This is a genomic window from Kribbella sp. CA-293567, assembly GCF_027627575.1.
Classification (GTDB): domain Bacteria; phylum Actinomycetota; class Actinomycetes; order Propionibacteriales; family Kribbellaceae; genus Kribbella.
The window spans coordinates 4,876,191-4,893,079 of the sequence record NZ_CP114065.1; the positions used below are offsets into that span (position 1 = coordinate 4,876,191).

11 protein-coding genes are annotated in these 16,889 nt (G+C 69.2%); 5 read left to right on the forward strand and 6 right to left on the reverse strand.

Annotated features, from left to right (window positions below):
- Window positions 1-14 precede the first annotated feature (14 nt).
- Together OX958_RS22300 and OX958_RS22305 are read right to left on the reverse strand one after the other, a co-directional pair.
- Window positions 15-560: a TetR/AcrR family transcriptional regulator gene (locus OX958_RS22300; protein ID WP_270131111.1), complete on the reverse strand. Its 546-nt coding sequence runs from the start codon at window positions 558-560 to the stop codon at window positions 15-17.
- A 22-nt stretch (window positions 561-582) separates the two neighbouring features.
- The gene (locus OX958_RS22305; protein WP_270131112.1) at window positions 583-2,109 is read right to left on the reverse strand and encodes an MFS transporter; all 1,527 of its coding nucleotides are present in this window, start codon (window positions 2,107-2,109) and stop codon (window positions 583-585) included.
- 100 nt (window positions 2,110-2,209) lie between these two features.
- Between OX958_RS22305 and OX958_RS22310 the strand changes: the two genes are divergently transcribed.
- Window positions 2,210-3,751 (forward strand): right-handed parallel beta-helix repeat-containing protein, encoded by a 1,542-nt coding sequence (locus tag OX958_RS22310; RefSeq protein WP_270131113.1) that lies wholly within the window; start codon window positions 2,210-2,212, stop codon window positions 3,749-3,751.
- On the opposite strand, the gene OX958_RS22315 is transcribed toward OX958_RS22310, so the two are convergent.
- Window positions 3,748-5,043: an O-antigen ligase family protein gene (locus tag OX958_RS22315; RefSeq protein WP_270131114.1), complete on the reverse strand. Its 1,296-nt coding sequence runs from the start codon at window positions 5,041-5,043 to the stop codon at window positions 3,748-3,750. The two genes, OX958_RS22310 and OX958_RS22315, sit on opposite strands and share 4 nt — an antisense overlap.
- Window positions 5,044-5,074: 31 nt before the next feature.
- Entirely contained in the window at window positions 5,075-6,721 is a 1,647-nt protein-coding gene (locus OX958_RS22320; RefSeq protein WP_270131115.1) for a Wzz/FepE/Etk N-terminal domain-containing protein, read from the reverse strand.
- A gap of 420 nt (window positions 6,722-7,141) precedes the next feature.
- On the opposite strand from OX958_RS22320, the gene OX958_RS22325 reads away from it, so the two are divergent.
- The 4 genes from OX958_RS22325 (at window position 7,142) to OX958_RS22340 (ending at window position 14,888) form a co-directional block, all read left to right on the forward strand.
- The gene (locus OX958_RS22325; protein ID WP_270131116.1) at window positions 7,142-9,349 is read left to right on the forward strand and encodes a LamG-like jellyroll fold domain-containing protein; all 2,208 of its coding nucleotides are present in this window, start codon (window positions 7,142-7,144) and stop codon (window positions 9,347-9,349) included.
- A 156-nt stretch (window positions 9,350-9,505) separates the two neighbouring features.
- Entirely contained in the window at window positions 9,506-11,023 is a 1,518-nt protein-coding gene (locus OX958_RS22330; RefSeq protein WP_270131117.1) for a fibronectin type III domain-containing protein, read from the forward strand.
- 73 nt (window positions 11,024-11,096) lie between these two features.
- Entirely contained in the window at window positions 11,097-13,277 is a 2,181-nt protein-coding gene (locus OX958_RS22335) for a LamG-like jellyroll fold domain-containing protein (RefSeq protein WP_270131118.1), read from the forward strand.
- Between the two features lie 108 nt (window positions 13,278-13,385).
- Complete coding sequence (locus OX958_RS22340; RefSeq protein ID WP_270131119.1) at window positions 13,386-14,888, forward strand: fibronectin type III domain-containing protein; 1,503 nt, start codon at window positions 13,386-13,388, stop codon at window positions 14,886-14,888.
- On the opposite strand, the gene OX958_RS22345 is transcribed toward OX958_RS22340, so the two are convergent.
- Together OX958_RS22345 and OX958_RS22350 are read right to left on the reverse strand one after the other, a co-directional pair.
- Window positions 14,875-16,128, reverse strand: coding sequence for a hypothetical protein (locus OX958_RS22345; RefSeq protein ID WP_270131120.1), 1,254 nt, complete (start codon window positions 16,126-16,128; stop codon window positions 14,875-14,877). The genes OX958_RS22340 and OX958_RS22345 overlap by 14 nt on opposite strands.
- A complete protein-coding gene (locus OX958_RS22350) occupies window positions 16,125-16,889 on the reverse strand; it encodes a WecB/TagA/CpsF family glycosyltransferase (protein ID WP_270131121.1) in 765 nt (254 codons plus the stop codon). The genes OX958_RS22345 and OX958_RS22350 overlap by 4 nt, the downstream gene beginning before the upstream one ends.

The window sequence follows — 16,889 nt, forward strand, 5'->3', positions numbered from 1 at the left end:
CTGACCGCGGAAGGTCAGCCGTCTTCGCGGGTGAGCGTGCCGGTGATGCGTTCGGCGACGGCCTGCCTGAGCTCAGGAGACAGTGCCTCCGTGGTCAAGGAGTCGTACAGCCAGAGGCCATCAGCTGCCAGCCGGGCAATAAACCGGTCGAGGGCGGCGGAGTCCTCGGAGTCGATGGTCGGGGGTGGAACCCAGCGGTCCATCACCTCGTCCCAGGGCGCGGCGTAGTCCGGGGTGGTCGACCCTTCGAGCATGAAGAGCAGCTCGGCCCGGGTCGCGCTCTGGACGGCGACCCGGGTGTACGCCGTGAGCCGCTCGACCGGGGTGGCCGCAGCAGCGGACTTCCCGGCCGCCGCGGACAGATCCGACTCCCACTGGGCAGCGAGATGCTGGTGGATCGCCTTGACCAGTTCCTCTCGGGAGGCGAAGTGGTACAGCAGCCCGCCCTTGGTCAGGCCCGCTTCGGCCGCGACGGAGTCGAAGGTGACGCTCTTGACGCCTTCGCGCTCCACTATGCGGGCGGCCGCTTCGAGGATCTGGGGTCGTTTGCTGGTCCGCATGAGAGCTCCCGAGGCGGGGGTGTCAGTGGTGGGTGGGGACGGATAGTGCTGATCCGGGGCCGTGGCGGCGCAGCAGCAGGCCGGTCACGAGCGTACCGACGGCCATCATCGCGGTGACCACGACCATCACCGCGACGTACGCGCCGTCGAACGCATCCGACGCGGCCGTCACCAGCGCGGGGTTGCCACCGGACGCCAGTGCCAGCGCGGCATCGAGACTGTCACGCGCCGAGTCCGGTACTCCGGCGGGCAGGTCGATGGTCGCGCTGTAGACAGCGGTCAGCAGGCTGCCGAGCAGTGCGACCGCGATCAGACCGCCGAACTCGTAGGACACCTCCTCCACGGAGGACGCCATACCGGCCCGGCGAGCCGCCACGTTGCCCATGATCGCGCTGGAGGCGACGGACATGGCCGCTCCGAGACCCGCGCCCGTGATCAGCAGGCCGGTGATCAACAGGCCCATGCTGGTGTCGAAGGACAGCAGCACGAGCAGCGATCCGACGACGCTGAGGGCGAGACCGCCCGCGACGATCGGCAACAGGCCGATTCGATGCAGGCTCGCGCCGCCGATGATCGCCGTCGGCAAAGCGCCCAGCGCCACCGCGGCGACGAGCAGTCCGGCGCGCAGTGGGGTGAAGCCCTCCACGAGCTGGAAGCGCTGGGTCGTGACCAGCTGGATGCCGGCCAGGGCGAACATGGAGAACCCAGCGGCGAGCACGCCGGCCAGGAAGGCGCGGTTGCGGAAGATGGCGAAGTCCAGCAGGGGGTAGGGAAGCCGGCGCTGCCTTCGCGCGAAGGCCCAACCACCGGCGGAGGCCGCCAGGAGCGCCGCGGCGATCACGCCGTACTCGGGAGAGGTCTTGGCCGTTTCCTTGATGGCGAACACGAGGCCCACCAGGGCGACGAGGGCGAGCAGCGAGGAGGGCAGGTCCCAGCGCTTGCTGGGGTCCGCTTCGTTGGGTGGCGCGAGGACGACAGTGGCGACGAGGGCCGCGACCACGACCGGCACATTGATCAGGAACACCGATCCCCACCAGAACCGGCCGAGCAGCAGCCCGCTGATGATCGGACCCAGCGCGCTGCCCACGATCGCCAGAGTGCCCCAGACGGCGATCGCGACGTTCCGCTCCCGCTCGTCCTCGAAGGCGATCCGGATCAGGGCGAGCGTGGCCGGCATCATCGCCGCTGCTCCGACGGCCAGGAAGGCCCGCGCCGCGATCAGGGCTTCCGCCGTCGGCGCGAACGCGGCGGCCAGCGAGGCGATCCCGAAGATCACCAAGCCGATCAGGAACATCCGGCGGTGTCCGATCCGGTCGCCCAGCGTCCCGCTGCCGAGCAGCAGGCCGGCCATCACCACGGGGTAGGCGTTGATGATCCACAAGCTCTCGGAGCTGCTCGCGCCGAGATCACCCACCAGGGTCGGCAGGGCGGCGTACAGGATCGAGTTGTCCAGCGTGATCAGCAGCAGTCCGGCGCTGACCACCGCCAGCAACAGCCAGCGCCGCTTCGAAGCAGAGACCGTCTCCGCAGACCTTTCCAGCAGTTCCATCCTCATAACTATACCTTACGAAAGGTATAGTTATGATTTCGCGGTCGTCGGCTGACCTATAGTTGGGCAACTTTCGGGGTCGGCTGGTGTGGGGGAACTGATGGGACGCGGGTTCACGTCGGCGGGGGCTCTTCTGCTCGCCGGACTTTTGCTGGCCGGGTGCAGCGATGATCCGGCGGCGCCGGTGGCTGGTGAGTCGAAGACAGCCGAGCCGACGGTCGCCGTGCCGACCGAGGTCCCGGCGGCGGCGAAGACGAAGCTGGGCGCCACCGGACCGGCGACCGCGCCCAAATGCGTGGGCGTCGCGATCCCGGTCGGTGCCGAACCGCAGCAGGTGATCGATGCCAACCCGACGGCCAAGATCTTCTGCTTCGAGAAGGGGCTGCACCGGATCGCTCGGGCCATCCGGCCGACCGAAGGCTCGACCCTGGCGAGCAGCGAGGGCGCGGTACTGACCGGGTCGGTGCAGCTCCGCGGCTGGCAGGCCGAAGGTGGCCGGTGGGTGGTGCGCGGCGTACTGCCGGCGGCGTACAAGCTGAAGGGGAAGTGCGAGGACGAGAAGACCAACCCGTGCCAGCGCGGCGAGCAGGTCTTCGTCGACGGCGCGCACCTCACCCGGGTGATGAGCTTGGAGGCACTGAAGCCGGGAACGTTCTTCGGCGACTACGCGGCCAACGCGGTCCACCTCGCGGACGATCCCGCCGGGAAGGCCGTCGAGATGTCGAGGACGCGGGCCGCGATCGAGGTGTCGGCGCAGGACGTGACCGTCAGCGGGCTGACGATCGAGCACTTCGCCAGCCTGCCACAGGGCGGCGCGCTCGAGGCGGGCACCGGGTGGAAGGTGGTCGCCAACGAGGTCCGCTGGAACCACGGAGTCGGCGTGATGGTGATCCAGGGCGACCGGGCCACGGTCAGCGGCAACACCATCGCCGACAACGGGCAGCTCGGGATCGGGCAGTACGACTCGGCCGACGGCAAGCTCACCGGCAACCTGGTGACGCGCAACAACACCGACGGCTTCTGGATCGCCGACTGGGAGTCCGGTGGGATCAAGTCCACCCGGTCGTCCGGTGAGGTGTCGGGCAACGACATCGTCGCCAACCGCGGCATCGGGATGTGGAGCGACATCGCGGAGTACGACCGGGTGATCGCCGGCAACCGGATCCGGGACAACGCGGCGGACGGGATCCGGTACGAGATCAGCTACCAGGCCACCATCCGGGACAACGTTGTCGAGGGCAACGGATTTGGGACCGGGCGGGGATCGGGGCCGAGCCTGTGGGACGGCGGCGGGATCAACGTGAACACCTCGGCCGGGGTGACGGTGGCCGGCAACCTGATCAAGGGCAACCGCAACGGGATCGCGATCCAGTCCCGGACCCGCGGCGACGGGCCGCGCGGGCCGTACGTGCTGGCCGACGTGCTGATCGAGGCCAACCAGGTGGTGATGGACGAGCGGACCGCCAGCACCGGAGTGGTCGAGAACAAGGAGTCCCCCGCCAAGGACGGCGCGATCCGGTTCAGCCGGAACAGCTACCGGATCGGGGACCGGCAGGCGCAGCGGTTCGCCTACCGGGGCGCGACGATGACGTGGGAGCAGTGGCAGGCAGCCGGCTTCGACCAGGACAGCGTCACCGGCTAGATGTAGCGCTGCTTGACCGGTTTCAAGGGTGGTGGATTCGCCAGCGCTCTCAGGCGATCGGCGTCACAGACCGCGGCGGCGACCAGGAGGTGCAGGGTCATCGAGCTGAGGTCCGAGAGGCCGCTCTCGTTGAGCGAGGCAACCGTCACGTAGCCGAGCAGAAGGGCGCCGCTGGCCTTGACGTAGGGAGTCGGGGCCCGGAGGACCGAGGCCCAGGCGAGGATGAAGGCGACGCCGACGATCGCGACCGCCAGCAGGCCGGTCTCCCAGTAGAGGCTCAGCCAGCTGTTGTCGATCGCCATCACGTCGATGTCGCCCTCGCCCCGGCGGAGCAGCACCCGCTTGTTGCCCAGACCATGGCCGATGATCGCCGTCTGCAGGGAGACATCCTCGTCCAGCACGTACTGCCAGCTCGTGGTGCGACCGCTCAGGGAGCTGATCTGCTTGGTCCCCTGTCCCCGCAGCAGCCACGTCTGCAGCGACGGGACCACCAGGAACGCCAGCCCCAGCAGGGCCGGCACCGAGATCGACGCTATTCGGCTGAACCAGCTCTTCCGGGTCAGGAAGAGGGCCAGGACCAGACCGACGGCGACCGCGGCGGCCGCCGTCCGGGTCCGGCTCGCCGCGACCAGGACGACGCCGATGGTGATCATCACCCCGGCCGGGATGAACGAGATCTTGCGGGCGAAGAAGGCGATGATCGCCAGCCCGAGCAGGATCGCGCCGACCTCGCCGACACGCGGTGGCAGCATCGGGATGAGCACGCCCTGCAAGCGGTAGCCGGTGCCGAACGAGCTGAGCGGCCGCCAGGCCACCGAGGGCCGCCAGACCACGCTGAGCACGACCGTGAGCGCCAGCAGCAGATGCGCGAACAGATGCGCCCGGATCAGCCGCTCCGGCACCCGGATCAGCGGCCGCCACAGCATGAACAGCAGGATCAGGCCGATCATGAACCGCGCGAGCCGCAGCAGCGGGCCGCCCGGATCCGCGAGCAGGAAGGCCGTGGCCGTGGCGAAGAGCGCGTAGGCGACGTACAGGGTGGTGGTGGGGCTCGCGCGGGTCCGGAAACCCGGCTTGGTGGCGGCCAGGCAGATCAGGAAGATCGCGCCGAGCAGGACGCCCTTCATCAGGCTGTTGGTCGAGCCCGTCGACCCCTGCGGCGCGGCGGCCCGTGAGGACCAGGGCTGCACGCCGAGCACCAGCAGGCACCACATGGCGAGCCAGAGCCAGGTCGCCTTGCCTGTCTCCGCGTCCTCGGTGGTCCCCGGCACCGGTGGTGCCGTCAGCGTCATCGTCACAGCCCCGTCAGCATGGTCGACCCTGTCAGCGCAACGGCGGTGCGGCGGTCTCGGCCGGAGTGAAGTTGAGCGGGATGCCCAGCGAGTCGTCGTGCTTCGAGCAGCCGATCAGTACGACGCCGAGCACCGGCGCGCCCGCGAACTTCAGCGCGGCCGTGAGCCGGGTCAGGTCCGTCTCCTTGTCCTGACCGACCTGCACGACCAGCACCGACGCGTCGACCGCCGCGGCCAGTGGCGTGATCCCGTGCCGGCCGACCGAGGCCGGGCCGTGGATGACCACCGAGTACCCCGGGGGCAGGTCGGCCACGATCCCCGGCACCAGCGACGGGCCGATCGCGAGCGCGGACTCGTCGTGGCTCAGGCCGGGCGGCAGCACGTAGAGATCGGCGACCGTGCCAGGGCGGAACAACTTACGGGCCCGCACCGCGCGGGTGGCGGCCGGCTCGTTGACCAGATCGGTGAGGCCCTCGTGATCGGTCAGGTGCGACAACACCGGCGTACGCCGCAGGTCGGCCAGGACCAGCAGCGTCTCGCGACCGTCACGGGCGCTCGCCTCTGCCATCGCCAGCGCGATACCGGCCGAGTTCGGCGTGGGCGAGGCCGAGACGACCAGCAGTGCACCGGCGCCGCTCGAGCCGATCCCCTTCGGGTTCAGCTCACGGCGTGCCAGCGCGCCACTCGCCTCGGTGCCCAGCGCGGTGATCTCGGACGGTCCCAGCTGCGGGGAAGCGCGAAGCCAGAAGCGCAACCGGAAGCCGAGCCGGTAGCGCCGGTGGCCGATCGCGGCCGTGATGACCGGGGCGCTCGCTGCCCGCGCGGCCTGGTCGCGAGTCAGGATGAACGGGCTCAGATGGGTACTGACCAGGGCCAGGCCGAAGCCGAGCACCAGCCCGAGGATCGCGCCGACGGTGATGTCGCGCATCACCAGCGGCGACGACGAGGCGGTGTCCTTGGTAGCGGGCGTGACGAGCGTGCTGCTCGCGCCGACGCCGGTCAGCGCCTTGTTCATGGCGGATGCCTCGTCGGCGGCCTGCCGGGCCTCCGACGCGAGCCCGACCCGCTGGTCGCGCAGCGAGCTGGCTTCCTGGGTGTCGCCGCGCCCCTGGGCGTCGGCGATCTGCTCGAGCAGGTTCTTCGACTGGAGATTGGCGCTCTTGGCGCGGTCGGTGGCCTGGCTGGCCAGCGTGACCAGCAGCGTCTTGGCCTCGGTACTGCGCTGGGCCAGGTAGATCTGGGCGATCGCGTTGGCCCGGCGGACGGCCTCGTCGGCGGTCGGGCCGTCGATGGTGATCAGGTAGGCGTTGTCGGTGACCGCCTTCACCCGGGTCACTCCGGCCAGCGCCTGGACCGAGTCGTCCGTGGTCGGCATCTGCAGGAACTTGGCGACCTCGCGCAGGATCTGCGGGCTCGCCATCACCCGGGCCTGGGTCTCGGCCGGCAGGTCGAGGCCGAGTGGGCCGCTCTTGTCGCCACCGGTCGGCAGTTTGCCGACCAGGGCCGGCGGGACCGCCGGCCCGATCACGACCTGGCTGGACGCGGTCCAGCGCTCGGTCTGCGACAGTGAGAAGAACGCCGAGCTGCCGATGCCGAGCAGCACGCAGCCGATGATCAGCCATTTGTGCCGCAGGAGTGACTGTGCGGTGTCCCGCCAGACCACAGTGCCCGGTTCCATCCGGTGGTCCCCCAATTCCTCACTCAGCGCACTCCGACAGACAGGACTGCGCCGCTCCCCCGCCCGGCCGACCGGGCTTCCCGAGCCCTCACGGTGACCGGATCCCAACACTGATCACCACTGGCGACCGGATCCTTGCCGGGCCCAGGATATAGGCATCGGGTGGGCACCGAAACCGGACCGAGGTCACGGTCGGTACCTCGGTTCGGCCGGATCCGCTCCGGCCGGAAGCGGCAATCGTCCGTAACGTTCACGCAGAGTGACGATTGTGGGCGACTCGCCGGGTCTGACCGTTTGCAGACTGGTCAAAGCTCACTTTCTGTGGCCTACTCTGTTCTCGGGGGAATTCGGGGTTATCACGTAACGGGATCACTGGTACGGCGTCGGGGTAGACGCCGGTCCGAGGGGGGACACCGCAGGATGAAGAAGAGATGGCTTTTCGCGCGCCTGGGCACGGCCGGCGCGCTGGTGGCAGCGGCCGGAGTGATGGTGCTGGCACCGCCGGCCCAGAGCATCGAGGCCTCGCTGTCGGCGCAGAACAGCCCGGTCTGGCAGACCAACGCCAGTGTCCAGGGCATCACCGTGGCCGCTGGGAAGGCCTACGTCGGTGGACGGTTCACCAGCGTCCGCCCGCCGGGCTCGCCGCTGGGCACCAACGAGGTCGGCCAGGCCTACCTGGCCGCCTTCGACGCGACCACCGGCGACCTGGTCGCCTCGTTCAACCCGGTCCTCGACGGCCAGGTGTACGCCGTGGCCGCCTCGGCCGACGGCTCGCGGGTCTTCATCGGCGGTGACTTCACCAACGTCAACGGCGTGACCCGCAACCGGGTCGCCGCCTTCGACACCGCCACCGGCGCGCTGGTGCCGAACTGGAAGCCCTCGGTCTCCTACCGGGTCAAGTCGATCGCGGTCTCCGGCGACACCGTGTACTTCGGTGGCTCCTTCGGCCTGGTGAACGGCATCGACCGGCTCCGGCTCGCCGCCGTGACCGCCGACCTCGGCACCTTGTTGCCCTGGGCCCCTTCCACCAACGGCGACGTGTACGCCGTGGACGTGGCCGACGACGGCTCCAAGGCCTACGCCGGTGGCCAGTTCAGCACCGTCAACGGCACCAACCAGAACACCGTCACCAGCCTCGACCCGGTGACCGGCGCGGTGCTGCCGTTCGCCGGCGCCTCCGCGGTCCCGCCGCCGAACGGCTCCTGCACCACCCGGGTCAAGTCGATCGACGCCTCGGGTGACACCGTCTACTTCGGCAACGGTGGTGACGGCGGTGGCTGCTTCGACGGCACCTGGGCCGTCGACATCGCGACCAACACGCTGAAGTGGAAGAACCAGTGCCTGGGCGCCACCGAGGCGGTCAAGATGGTGAACGGCTGGCTCTACAAGGCCTCCCACGCGCACGACTGCGCCTACAACGGCGCCGGCGCCTTCCCGCAGGGCTTCGGCTACCGCTTCCTGCTCGCCGAGAACCCGGCCGACGGCAAGATCGGCCCGTGGTTCCCGAACACCAACGCCGGTCCGCCCACCGAGGTCGGCCCGCTGGCGCTCGCGACCGGCGGCTCGGACCTGTGGGTCGGTGGCGACTTCACCACCACCAACGGTGCCGGCCAGCAGGGTCTGACCCGCTTCACCAACGCCGGACCGGGTGCCGCTCCGGCCAAGCCGGCCAAGCTGCTGCCGTCCTCGGTCAAGGCCGGCGAGGTCCAGATCCACTTCCCCACCGTCGTGGACAACGACGACAGCACGCTGACCTACCGGCTGCTGAAGGGGTTCAGCAACACCACCATCGCGACCTGGACCGCCACCTCGACGCCGTGGGACAAGCCGTGGCTGCACTACACCGACACCGACGTGACACCGGGTGAGGTGACCAACTACCGGGTCGAGGTGACCGACGGTACGACGACGATCCGGGGCAACTACTCCGATCCGCTCACGGTGGCGAGCGCCACCAGTACGGCGTACGACGAGATCATCAAGTCCGACGGCCCGCAGGCGTACTGGCGGCTCGGTGAGGCGTCGGGCACGACCACCTCGACCGACTCCTCCGGCCAGAGCAACAACGGCACCTACAGCGGCATGACGCTCGGCAGCTCCGGCAAGGTGAGCGGCAACACGGCGGCCACGACCAGCTCGAGCAACGGCCGGATGGCCGGCGAGAAGGCCTACAGCATGCCGCAGCAGTTCACCGTGGAGGCCTGGTTCAAGCAGAGCTTCCTGCGCGGTGGCCGGATCGTCGGCTTCGGCAACTCCAAGACCGGCAACAGCAGCTCCACCGACCGGATGCTGTACCTGCGCTCCAACGGCCAGGTCACCTTCGGCGTCAACGACGGCAGTCAGCGCACCATCAACAGCACGTCGAACAAGAACAACAGCGCCTGGCACCACGCGGTCGGCACCTACGACAACGGCGTCATGAAGCTGTACGTCGACGGGGTGCTGGCCGGCAGCCAGACGGTCGGTCAGGCCTCCCTCTACTACGGCTGGTGGCGAGTCGGCTACGACACCACCAACTCGTGGTCCGGTGGCGGCGCGACGCAGACCGGCATGGTCATCGACGAGGCGGCGGTCTACCCGTACGCACTCACCGCCGGTCAGGTCCTGAACCACTACAACGCGGGCTGACCGGAGACCGGCGGACCGGTGCACGCTGAGCGGACGATCGAAGTTCCATAGCACAAACTCATAACGCCGGTGGGAGCCTGCCTTCCAGTTGGTCTCCCACCGGCGCTAGATTTCGGACGCTCATGGACTTTCCCCCCGCCCAGTCCTAAGGAAGTTATGAAGAAGCTAGTTCTGGCCGTTGTGACCGCTGCCGCCGTGCTCGGCGCGGCACTGATCCCCTCCGGTCCACCGGTGGAAGCAGCCACGTCCGGATTCGCCTCCGCCGTGTCCGCGATCAAGCAGCTGTCGTGGCAGACCAACTCCAGTGTCAACGCGCTGGCAGTCACCGGTAACACGGTGTACGCCGGTGGCCTGTTCACCCGGATCAGGCAGCCCGGCAAGCCGGCCGGTCAGGGCGAGGCGGCCCGGACCTACATCGCCGCGTTCAACCGCACCACCGGCGCGCCGCTGGCGTTCGCGCCGAAGCTCAACGGCGCCGTCTGGTCGATCGCGACCAGCCCGGACGGCAACTGGGTCGTCATCGGCGGTGACTTCACCACCGTGAACGGCATCAAGCGCAACCGGATCGCGATGTTCAGCGTCAAGACCGGCAAGCTGGTCCAGGCCTGGGACCCGTCGGTGTCCACCCGGGTCAAGGCGATCGCGATCTTCGGCAACAGCGTCTTCTTCGGCGGCTCGTTCGGCCGCGTCGACAACGTCACCCGCAACCACCTCGCCGCCGTCCGGTTGATCCAGGGCGATCTGCTGCCCTGGAACCCGAACGCCGACGACGAGGTCTACGCGATCGATCTGTCCGACAACGGCACCCGGGTGTTCGTCGGCGGTCCGTTCCGGCGGATCAACAACAAGGACCACTACTCGCTGGCGATGACCAACAACACCACCGGTGCCGCCTACACGATGCCCGCCGCGGCGGCCATCCCGAAGCCGACCGCGACCTGCACGACGCGGGTCAAGGACATCGACACGCTCGGCAACAAGGTGTTCGTCGCGAACGGCGGCGACGGCGGCGGCTGCTACGACGGCGTACTGGCGGCCGACGCGACCACGGGCCAGCTGCTCTGGAAGAACAACTGCCTGGGCGCCACCGAGGCGATCAAGGCGATCGGGAACTGGGTCTACAAGGGCTCGCACGCGCACAGTTGCCCGGGCGCCTTCCCGGACGGCACCGGCACCCACTACCTGCTGGTGGAGAGCGCGATCAACGGCAACATCGGGCCGTGGTTCCCGAACACCGACGCCAACCAGAGCAGCACCACCAAGGTCGGCCCGCTGGCGTTCGCGTCCGGCGGCAACGACCTGTGGGTGGGCGGTGACTTCGTGCACGTCAACGGCAAGATCCAGCAGGGTCTGACCCGGTTCACCAACGCCGCGGGGGGCGCGGCGCCGGCGGCACCGAAGGTCCCGGCCGTTTCGCGCGCGGTGACCAACCAGATCGCTGTCCACTTCAAGGACAGCTACGACCTGGACAACCTGTCCCTGACCTACAACGTGTTCCGCGGAGCGACGAACATCAGCTCGCAGAAGCTCACGACGTACTACTGGCAGCCGCGCAAGACGATCATCGTGGTCGACAAGGGCGTCAAGAAGGGCCAGACGGTCAGCTATCACATCGAGATCCACGACGGGCGCAACATCATGAAGGGCCCGGCGGTCACGGTGAAGGTCCCGTAACGGGGGCTGTCTGACCTCCCCGCCGCACCAGGCGGCGCGGAGGACATCCTTGAGGGGGGATGTAGTGAAAAAGGTGGGGATTCTAACGCTGGGCGGTCTGCTGGTGGCAGCGTTGCTGTCACCAGCACCCGCGCAGGGCATCGGTGCTTCACTGTCGGCACTGCCGAGTCCGGTGTGGCAGACCAACGCCAGCGTGCAAGGACTCGCGGTGGCGGACGGCAAGGCGTACGTCGGGGGGCGTTTCACCACGGTCCGGCCACCGGGGGCGGCAGCCGGCACCAGCGAGACCGCGCGGACCTATCTGGCCGCGTTCAACCAGAGCACCGGTGCACTCGACACCGGGTTCAACCACGTACTGAACGGGATGGTGTGGTCGGTCGCGGCCTCCGCCGACGGCTCCCGGGTCTTCGTCGGCGGTGACTTCACCAAGGTCGACGGTCAGACCCGCAACCGGGTGGCGGCGTTCGACACCGCCACCGGCGCGCTGGTGTCCAACTGGAAGCCGTCGGTCTCCTACCGGGTCAAGGCACTCGCCGTCTCCGGCACCACGGTCTACCTGGGCGGCTCGTTCGGGCTGGTCAACAACGTCGCCCGGCCCCGGCTGGCGGCGGTCACCACGAGCACCGCGGCACTGCTGCCCTGGGACCCCCAGGCGGACAACGACGTGTACGCGATCGACGTGGCCGACGACGGCAGCAAGGTCTATGCCGGCGGCAACTTCTCGACCATCGGCGGTACTTCGAGCTGGGCCGTGGCCAGCCTGGACCCGGCCGACGGTTCGCTGCAGCCGTTCGCGGCGGCCGCCGCGGTACCCGCGCCCAACGGCGGGTGCGTCTCGCGGGTGAAGGACATCGAGACCAGTGGTGACCGGGTGTACTTCGCCAACGCCGGTGACGGCGGCGGCTGCTTCGACGGCACCTGGGCCGCGGATGTTGCCTCCGGCAACCTGATCTGGAAGAACAACTGCCTGGGCGCGACCGAGTCGGTCACCGTCGTCGACGGCTGGCTCTACAAGGGCTCGCACGCGCACGACTGTGCCTACCAGGGCGGCAGCGGCTTCCCGCAGGGGCCGGGCCGGTTCCTGCTGACCCAGAACCTCGACACCGGCGAACTCGGTCCCTGGTTCCCGAACACCAACACGGGCTCCCCCACCGCGGTGGGTCCGCTGGCCTCCGCGACCGGCGGCTCGGACCTCTGGGTCGGTGGCGACTTCACCACCGTCAACGGCTCCGGACAGCAGGGCCTGGCCCGCTTCACCAACACCGGACCGGGTGCGGCACCGGGCAAGCCGGCCAAGGTCGTGCCGGTCAGCTACAAGGCCGGCCAGGTCAAGGTGAACTTCCAGACCGTGCTGGACAACGACGACATCACGTTGACCTACCGGGTACTCCGCAGCTTCAGCAACACCGTCGTCGCGACGTACTCGGCCGATTCGCGCTTCTGGAACCGGCCGTGGCTCTCCTTCACCGACAGCGGACTCACCCCCGGCTCGTCGCAGGTCTACCGGATCGAGGTGACCGACGGAAACAGCACGTTACGGGGTGACTACTCGGTCGCGGTGACTGTGGCCAGTGTGGACGCGCCGTACGACCAGCAGGTGATGGCAGACGGCCCCACGGCGTACTGGCGGCTCGGGGAGGCCAACGGGACGGCCAACGCGACAGACTCGTCCGGCCAGAACAACACCGGCCCGTACTCCGGCGTCACGCTCGGGGTGCCCGGCGCACTGAGCAGCGGCGGCAACACCGCCGGTGACTTCGCCGGTTCGAGCCGGCTGATCGGGCAGACCGCTGTCAGCCAGCCGCAGAACTTCAGCGTCGAGGCCTGGTACAAGACCACCTCCGGCAGCGGCGGCAAGATCGTTGGCTTCGGCAACAGCCCGAACGGAACCAGCAGCCAGTACGACCGGCACATCTACCTGCAGAACGACGGAGCCGTCGTGTTCGGCGTCTACGACGGTTCGACCAGGACGATCAGCTCGGCACCCGGCACCAACGACGGCCAGTGGCACCACGTGGTCGGCACCTTCTCGCCGGGTTCGCAGAAGTTCTACCTCGACGGGGTCCTGCTCGGCACCCAGAACGTGGCCGCCGCCGAGGCGTACACGGGGTACTGGCGGATCGGCGCCGACAACCTCAACGCCTGGCCGAACAACCCGTCCAGCGCCGGTGTCGACGGCACTCTCGACGAGGTCGCCGTCTACCCGGTCGCGCTCGACGCCGACCAGGTCGTAACGCATTACGAGGCTCGCTAGATATACGGGGTGGGGCCTGCCTTCGACAGGCGGGTCCCACCGCAGCCGGTGAGGGGTCACCGGACTTTCAAGGGGTGCCGGAGGGGTTCGGCACGACAGGGGGAAACCATGCGTTTACGGAGGATGACTGCTGCGCTCGCCGCCGCAGGACTCGCGCTGGCCGTCGTGCCGGCGCTGCCGGCGACCAGTACCGGGGCTTCACTGACAGCAGTACCGGGGACGACCTGGCAGACCGACGCGGCCGTGCTCGGTCTCGCGGTTGCCAAGGGCAAGGCGTTCGTCGGCGGCCGGTTCACCCGGGTCCGCCCGCCGGGCGCCGCCGCCGGCACCAACCAGACCGTCCGGACCTACCTGGCGGCCTTCAACCAGACCACCGGGGCACTCGACACCGGCTTCAACCACACGCTGAACAACACCGTCTGGTCGATCGTCGCCTCGCCCGACGGAACCAAGATCTACATCGGCGGGGACTTCACCCGCGTCGACGGCCAGGTCCGCAACCGGATCGCCGCCTTCGACGCGACCACCGGGGCGCTGCTGCCGAACATCAGGCCCAACGTCTCCTACCGGGTCAAGACGGTCGCGGTCGGCGGCGACAGCCTGTACTTCGGCGGCTCCTTCGGCCTGGTCAACAACGTCGCCCGCAACCGCGCGGCGGCGATCAGCACGGTCGACGGCAGCCTGCTGCCGTGGAACCCGAACGCCGACGCCGACGTGTACGCGATCGACGCAGCCGACGACAACTCCAAGGTGTACCTGGGCGGCACCTTCGCCAGGATCGGCGGCATCAGCCGCTGGGCGGTTGCCAGTGTCAACAACTCGACCGGGGCGCTGCTCCCGTTCGCGGCCGCCTCCGCGGTACCGCTGCCGAGCAGCCGGTGCACCTCGCGGGTCAAGGACATCGAGACGAGCGGCGACGTCGTCTACTTCGCCAACGCCGGTGACGGCGGCGGCTGCTTCGACGGGACCTGGGCGGCGAACATCGGCACCGGCAGCCTGATCTGGAAGAACACCTGCCTCGGCGCCACCGAAGCGATCACGATGGTCAACGGCTGGCTCTTCAAGGGCTCGCACGCGCACAGCTGCCCGGGTGCCTTCCCGGACGGCACCGGAGCACACTTCCTGCTCCTGCAGAACCCGGCGAACGGCAACCTCGGTCCCTGGTTCCCGAACACCAACGCGGGTCCGCCCACCGAGGTCGGTCCGCTCGTCTCGGCCACCGGTGGCTCGGACCTGTGGGTCGGAGGCGACTTCACCAAGGTGATGGGAGCCAACCAGCAGGGCCTGACGCGCTTCAACAATCTGGGGGCGGGCGCCAAGCCCCTGGGCCCTGTGCTGCCGACACTGTCCAGTACTACGACCGGTCAGGTGCGGGCGACCGTCCAGACCTCCCTGGACAACGACGACATCACGCTGACCTACCGGCTGCTGCGGGGCGGCTCGAACACGGTGGTTGCCACCACGACGGCCAACTCCACCTTCTGGAGCCGCCCGACGGTGACACTGACCGACACCACGGCACCGTCCGGCACGTCGCAGCAGTACCGGATCGAGGTCTACGACGGCAACAACGTGGTACGAGGCGGGTTCGCCGGCATCACTGTGCGCTAGCCACCCGATGGGCTGCGATGGCGCGATGGGCTTCGTGCCACCACAGCAGCAGAGTGCAGAACGAAGCGACGGCAAGGCCCCAAGCCGCACCCTTGGGGCCTTCCAGGAAGGCTCCTCCGACCCCTGAGACGATCAGGACGATGGAGGAGACCAGACGGACCCGCAGGCCTCTGGTCGCGGCCGTCAGGGCACGCAGGATGGCAAAGGCACCCGCGTTGGAGGCTCCGAAGGCCTGCAGCAGGATGACCGGCACCAGCACGGTCCTGGCTTCGGCCCAGACGCCAGGACCGAGCAGTTCCCTACCGACCACCTCGGGCAGCAGCAGGAAGACCGCACCCCAGGCCAGCGCGCCTGCGCCGACACCCAGCGAGATCGCCAGGCCGACGAGCCACAGACGCCGGTAGGAGTGCTTCAGAGCCCGCGCGGCCTCCGGTACGGCGATCATCCGGATTCCCTGGTTCAGCACGTTCACCGGGCCCAGCAGGACCTGCGCGCCACGGATACCGGCCGTCGCGACCAGCCCCGCGGCGACGGTGATCCCCAGCATGTACACCTGGATCGTGCCGCTGACGGCCAGCATCTCCCCGACGTACTTCGGTGTCAGATCCCGGTGGCTCACCAGCCACTCCCGGATCAGCTGGCGCCGCGGTGCCACCCCTGCCTGGAACCGGCCCGCCACCGCGGCGATGACAGCTCCCAGGCCCCAGCCCAGCGTCAGCGAGAACGCCGTCACCGCGTCGGCCAGGTAGAGCCCGCCGAAGATCCCGCCCATCGCGAGCAGCCAGATCAGGTCGTTGAGAAAGGCTTTCTGGCCCTCCCCCACGACGAAGAAGGCCCAGCGCCAGGCGTCCTGCAGCAGCAGACCGGGCAGCGTCACCGCGAAGGCGATCAGGACACCCTTGGACGGTACGCCGGGGAACAGCGCGATGGCCAGGCCGACCACCATGCCCATCAGGCCGGCGAACAGCGCGGTCGCCGTACTGGCCCGGACAGCTCGCTCCCAGGCCGGGCTGCGGTCGCCGGAGTGCCGGACCGACAGCGGCTCGGTGGCGACGGCGCGGGAGACGTTGAGGGCGATCGTGTAGCCGCCGAAGGCCAGCGCGTAGACACCGAAGTCGGCCACGCTGCTGCTGCGCGCGATCAGCACGCCGACGGCCAGGTTGCTCAGGCTCGACAGCGCTTGATCGGCGAGCCCCCAGCTCGCCCGGCCGGCCGGCCCGGCCAGCCTCGACAGCTTCAAGCGACCGGCCGCGGCGGCTGACGCAGGATGCCGACCCCGAACCTCGGGATCCCCAGGACGTAGCGACGCCACAGCCGGCGCGGCTCCTTGTAGAGCCGGTAGCTCCACTCGAGACCGGCCCGCTGCATCCAGTCCGGCGCGCGGTCGAGCCGGCCGGTGTGGAAGTCGAAGGCCGCGCCGACCCCGATCAGGATCGCCGCGTCCAGGCGGTCCCGGTGCTCGGCCATCCAGCGCTCCTGCTTCGGCGCGCCCAGCCCGATCCAGATGATGTCCGGCTTCGCCTCGTTCAGCCGGTCGACGATCTCGGCGTCCTCTTCGGCGCTCAGTGCCCGGTACGGCGGCGAGTAGACCCCTGCCACCTTCAACCCGGGATGCCGCGCGGTGAAGGTGTCGCGCAGTTGCTCTGCGACCCCGTCGGCGCCGCCGTAGAAGTACTGCGACCAGCCGCGTTGCTCGGCCTCGGCCATCACCCGCTCGATCAGGTCCGGCCCGCAGACCCGCTCCATCCGCTCGAAGCCGGCCTTCTTGCCGGCCCAGACCAGCGGCATCCCGTCGGGCAGCGTCATCCCCGACGTGTTGTAGACCTTCGTGAGCTCACCGTCCGCCCGGGCGTGCAGCAGCGCGTTCATGTCCGAGACGCAGACCAGGTGCCGCTCGCCGGCGTCGATCCAGCGCGCGAACGTGCCGACGGTGTGGTCCATGTCGGTCACGCTGACATGGATCCCCAGCACGTCGACCCGGTCCTGCGTCGTCCCAGTCAT

Excerpts from the sequence above, each read along its gene's own strand:
- OX958_RS22350 (WP_270131121.1), bottom strand. The coding sequence starts at position 16,889 with ATGACTGGGACGACGCAGGACCGGGTCGACGTGCTGGGGATCCATGTC.
- OX958_RS22325 (WP_270131116.1), top strand. The coding sequence starts at position 7,142 with ATGAAGAAGAGATGGCTTTTCGCGCGCCTGGGCACGGCCGGCGCGCTG.
- OX958_RS22305 (WP_270131112.1), bottom strand. The coding sequence starts at position 2,109 with ATGGAACTGCTGGAAAGGTCTGCGGAGACGGTCTCTGCTTCGAAGCGG.
- OX958_RS22340 (WP_270131119.1), top strand. The coding sequence starts at position 13,386 with ATGCGTTTACGGAGGATGACTGCTGCGCTCGCCGCCGCAGGACTCGCG.
- OX958_RS22320 (WP_270131115.1), bottom strand. The coding sequence starts at position 6,721 with ATGGAACCGGGCACTGTGGTCTGGCGGGACACCGCACAGTCACTCCTG.
- OX958_RS22330 (WP_270131117.1), top strand. The coding sequence starts at position 9,506 with ATGAAGAAGCTAGTTCTGGCCGTTGTGACCGCTGCCGCCGTGCTCGGC.
- OX958_RS22310 (WP_270131113.1), top strand. The coding sequence starts at position 2,210 with ATGGGACGCGGGTTCACGTCGGCGGGGGCTCTTCTGCTCGCCGGACTT.
- OX958_RS22315 (WP_270131114.1), bottom strand. The coding sequence starts at position 5,043 with ATGACGCTGACGGCACCACCGGTGCCGGGGACCACCGAGGACGCGGAG.
- OX958_RS22300 (WP_270131111.1), bottom strand. The coding sequence starts at position 560 with ATGCGGACCAGCAAACGACCCCAGATCCTCGAAGCGGCCGCCCGCATA.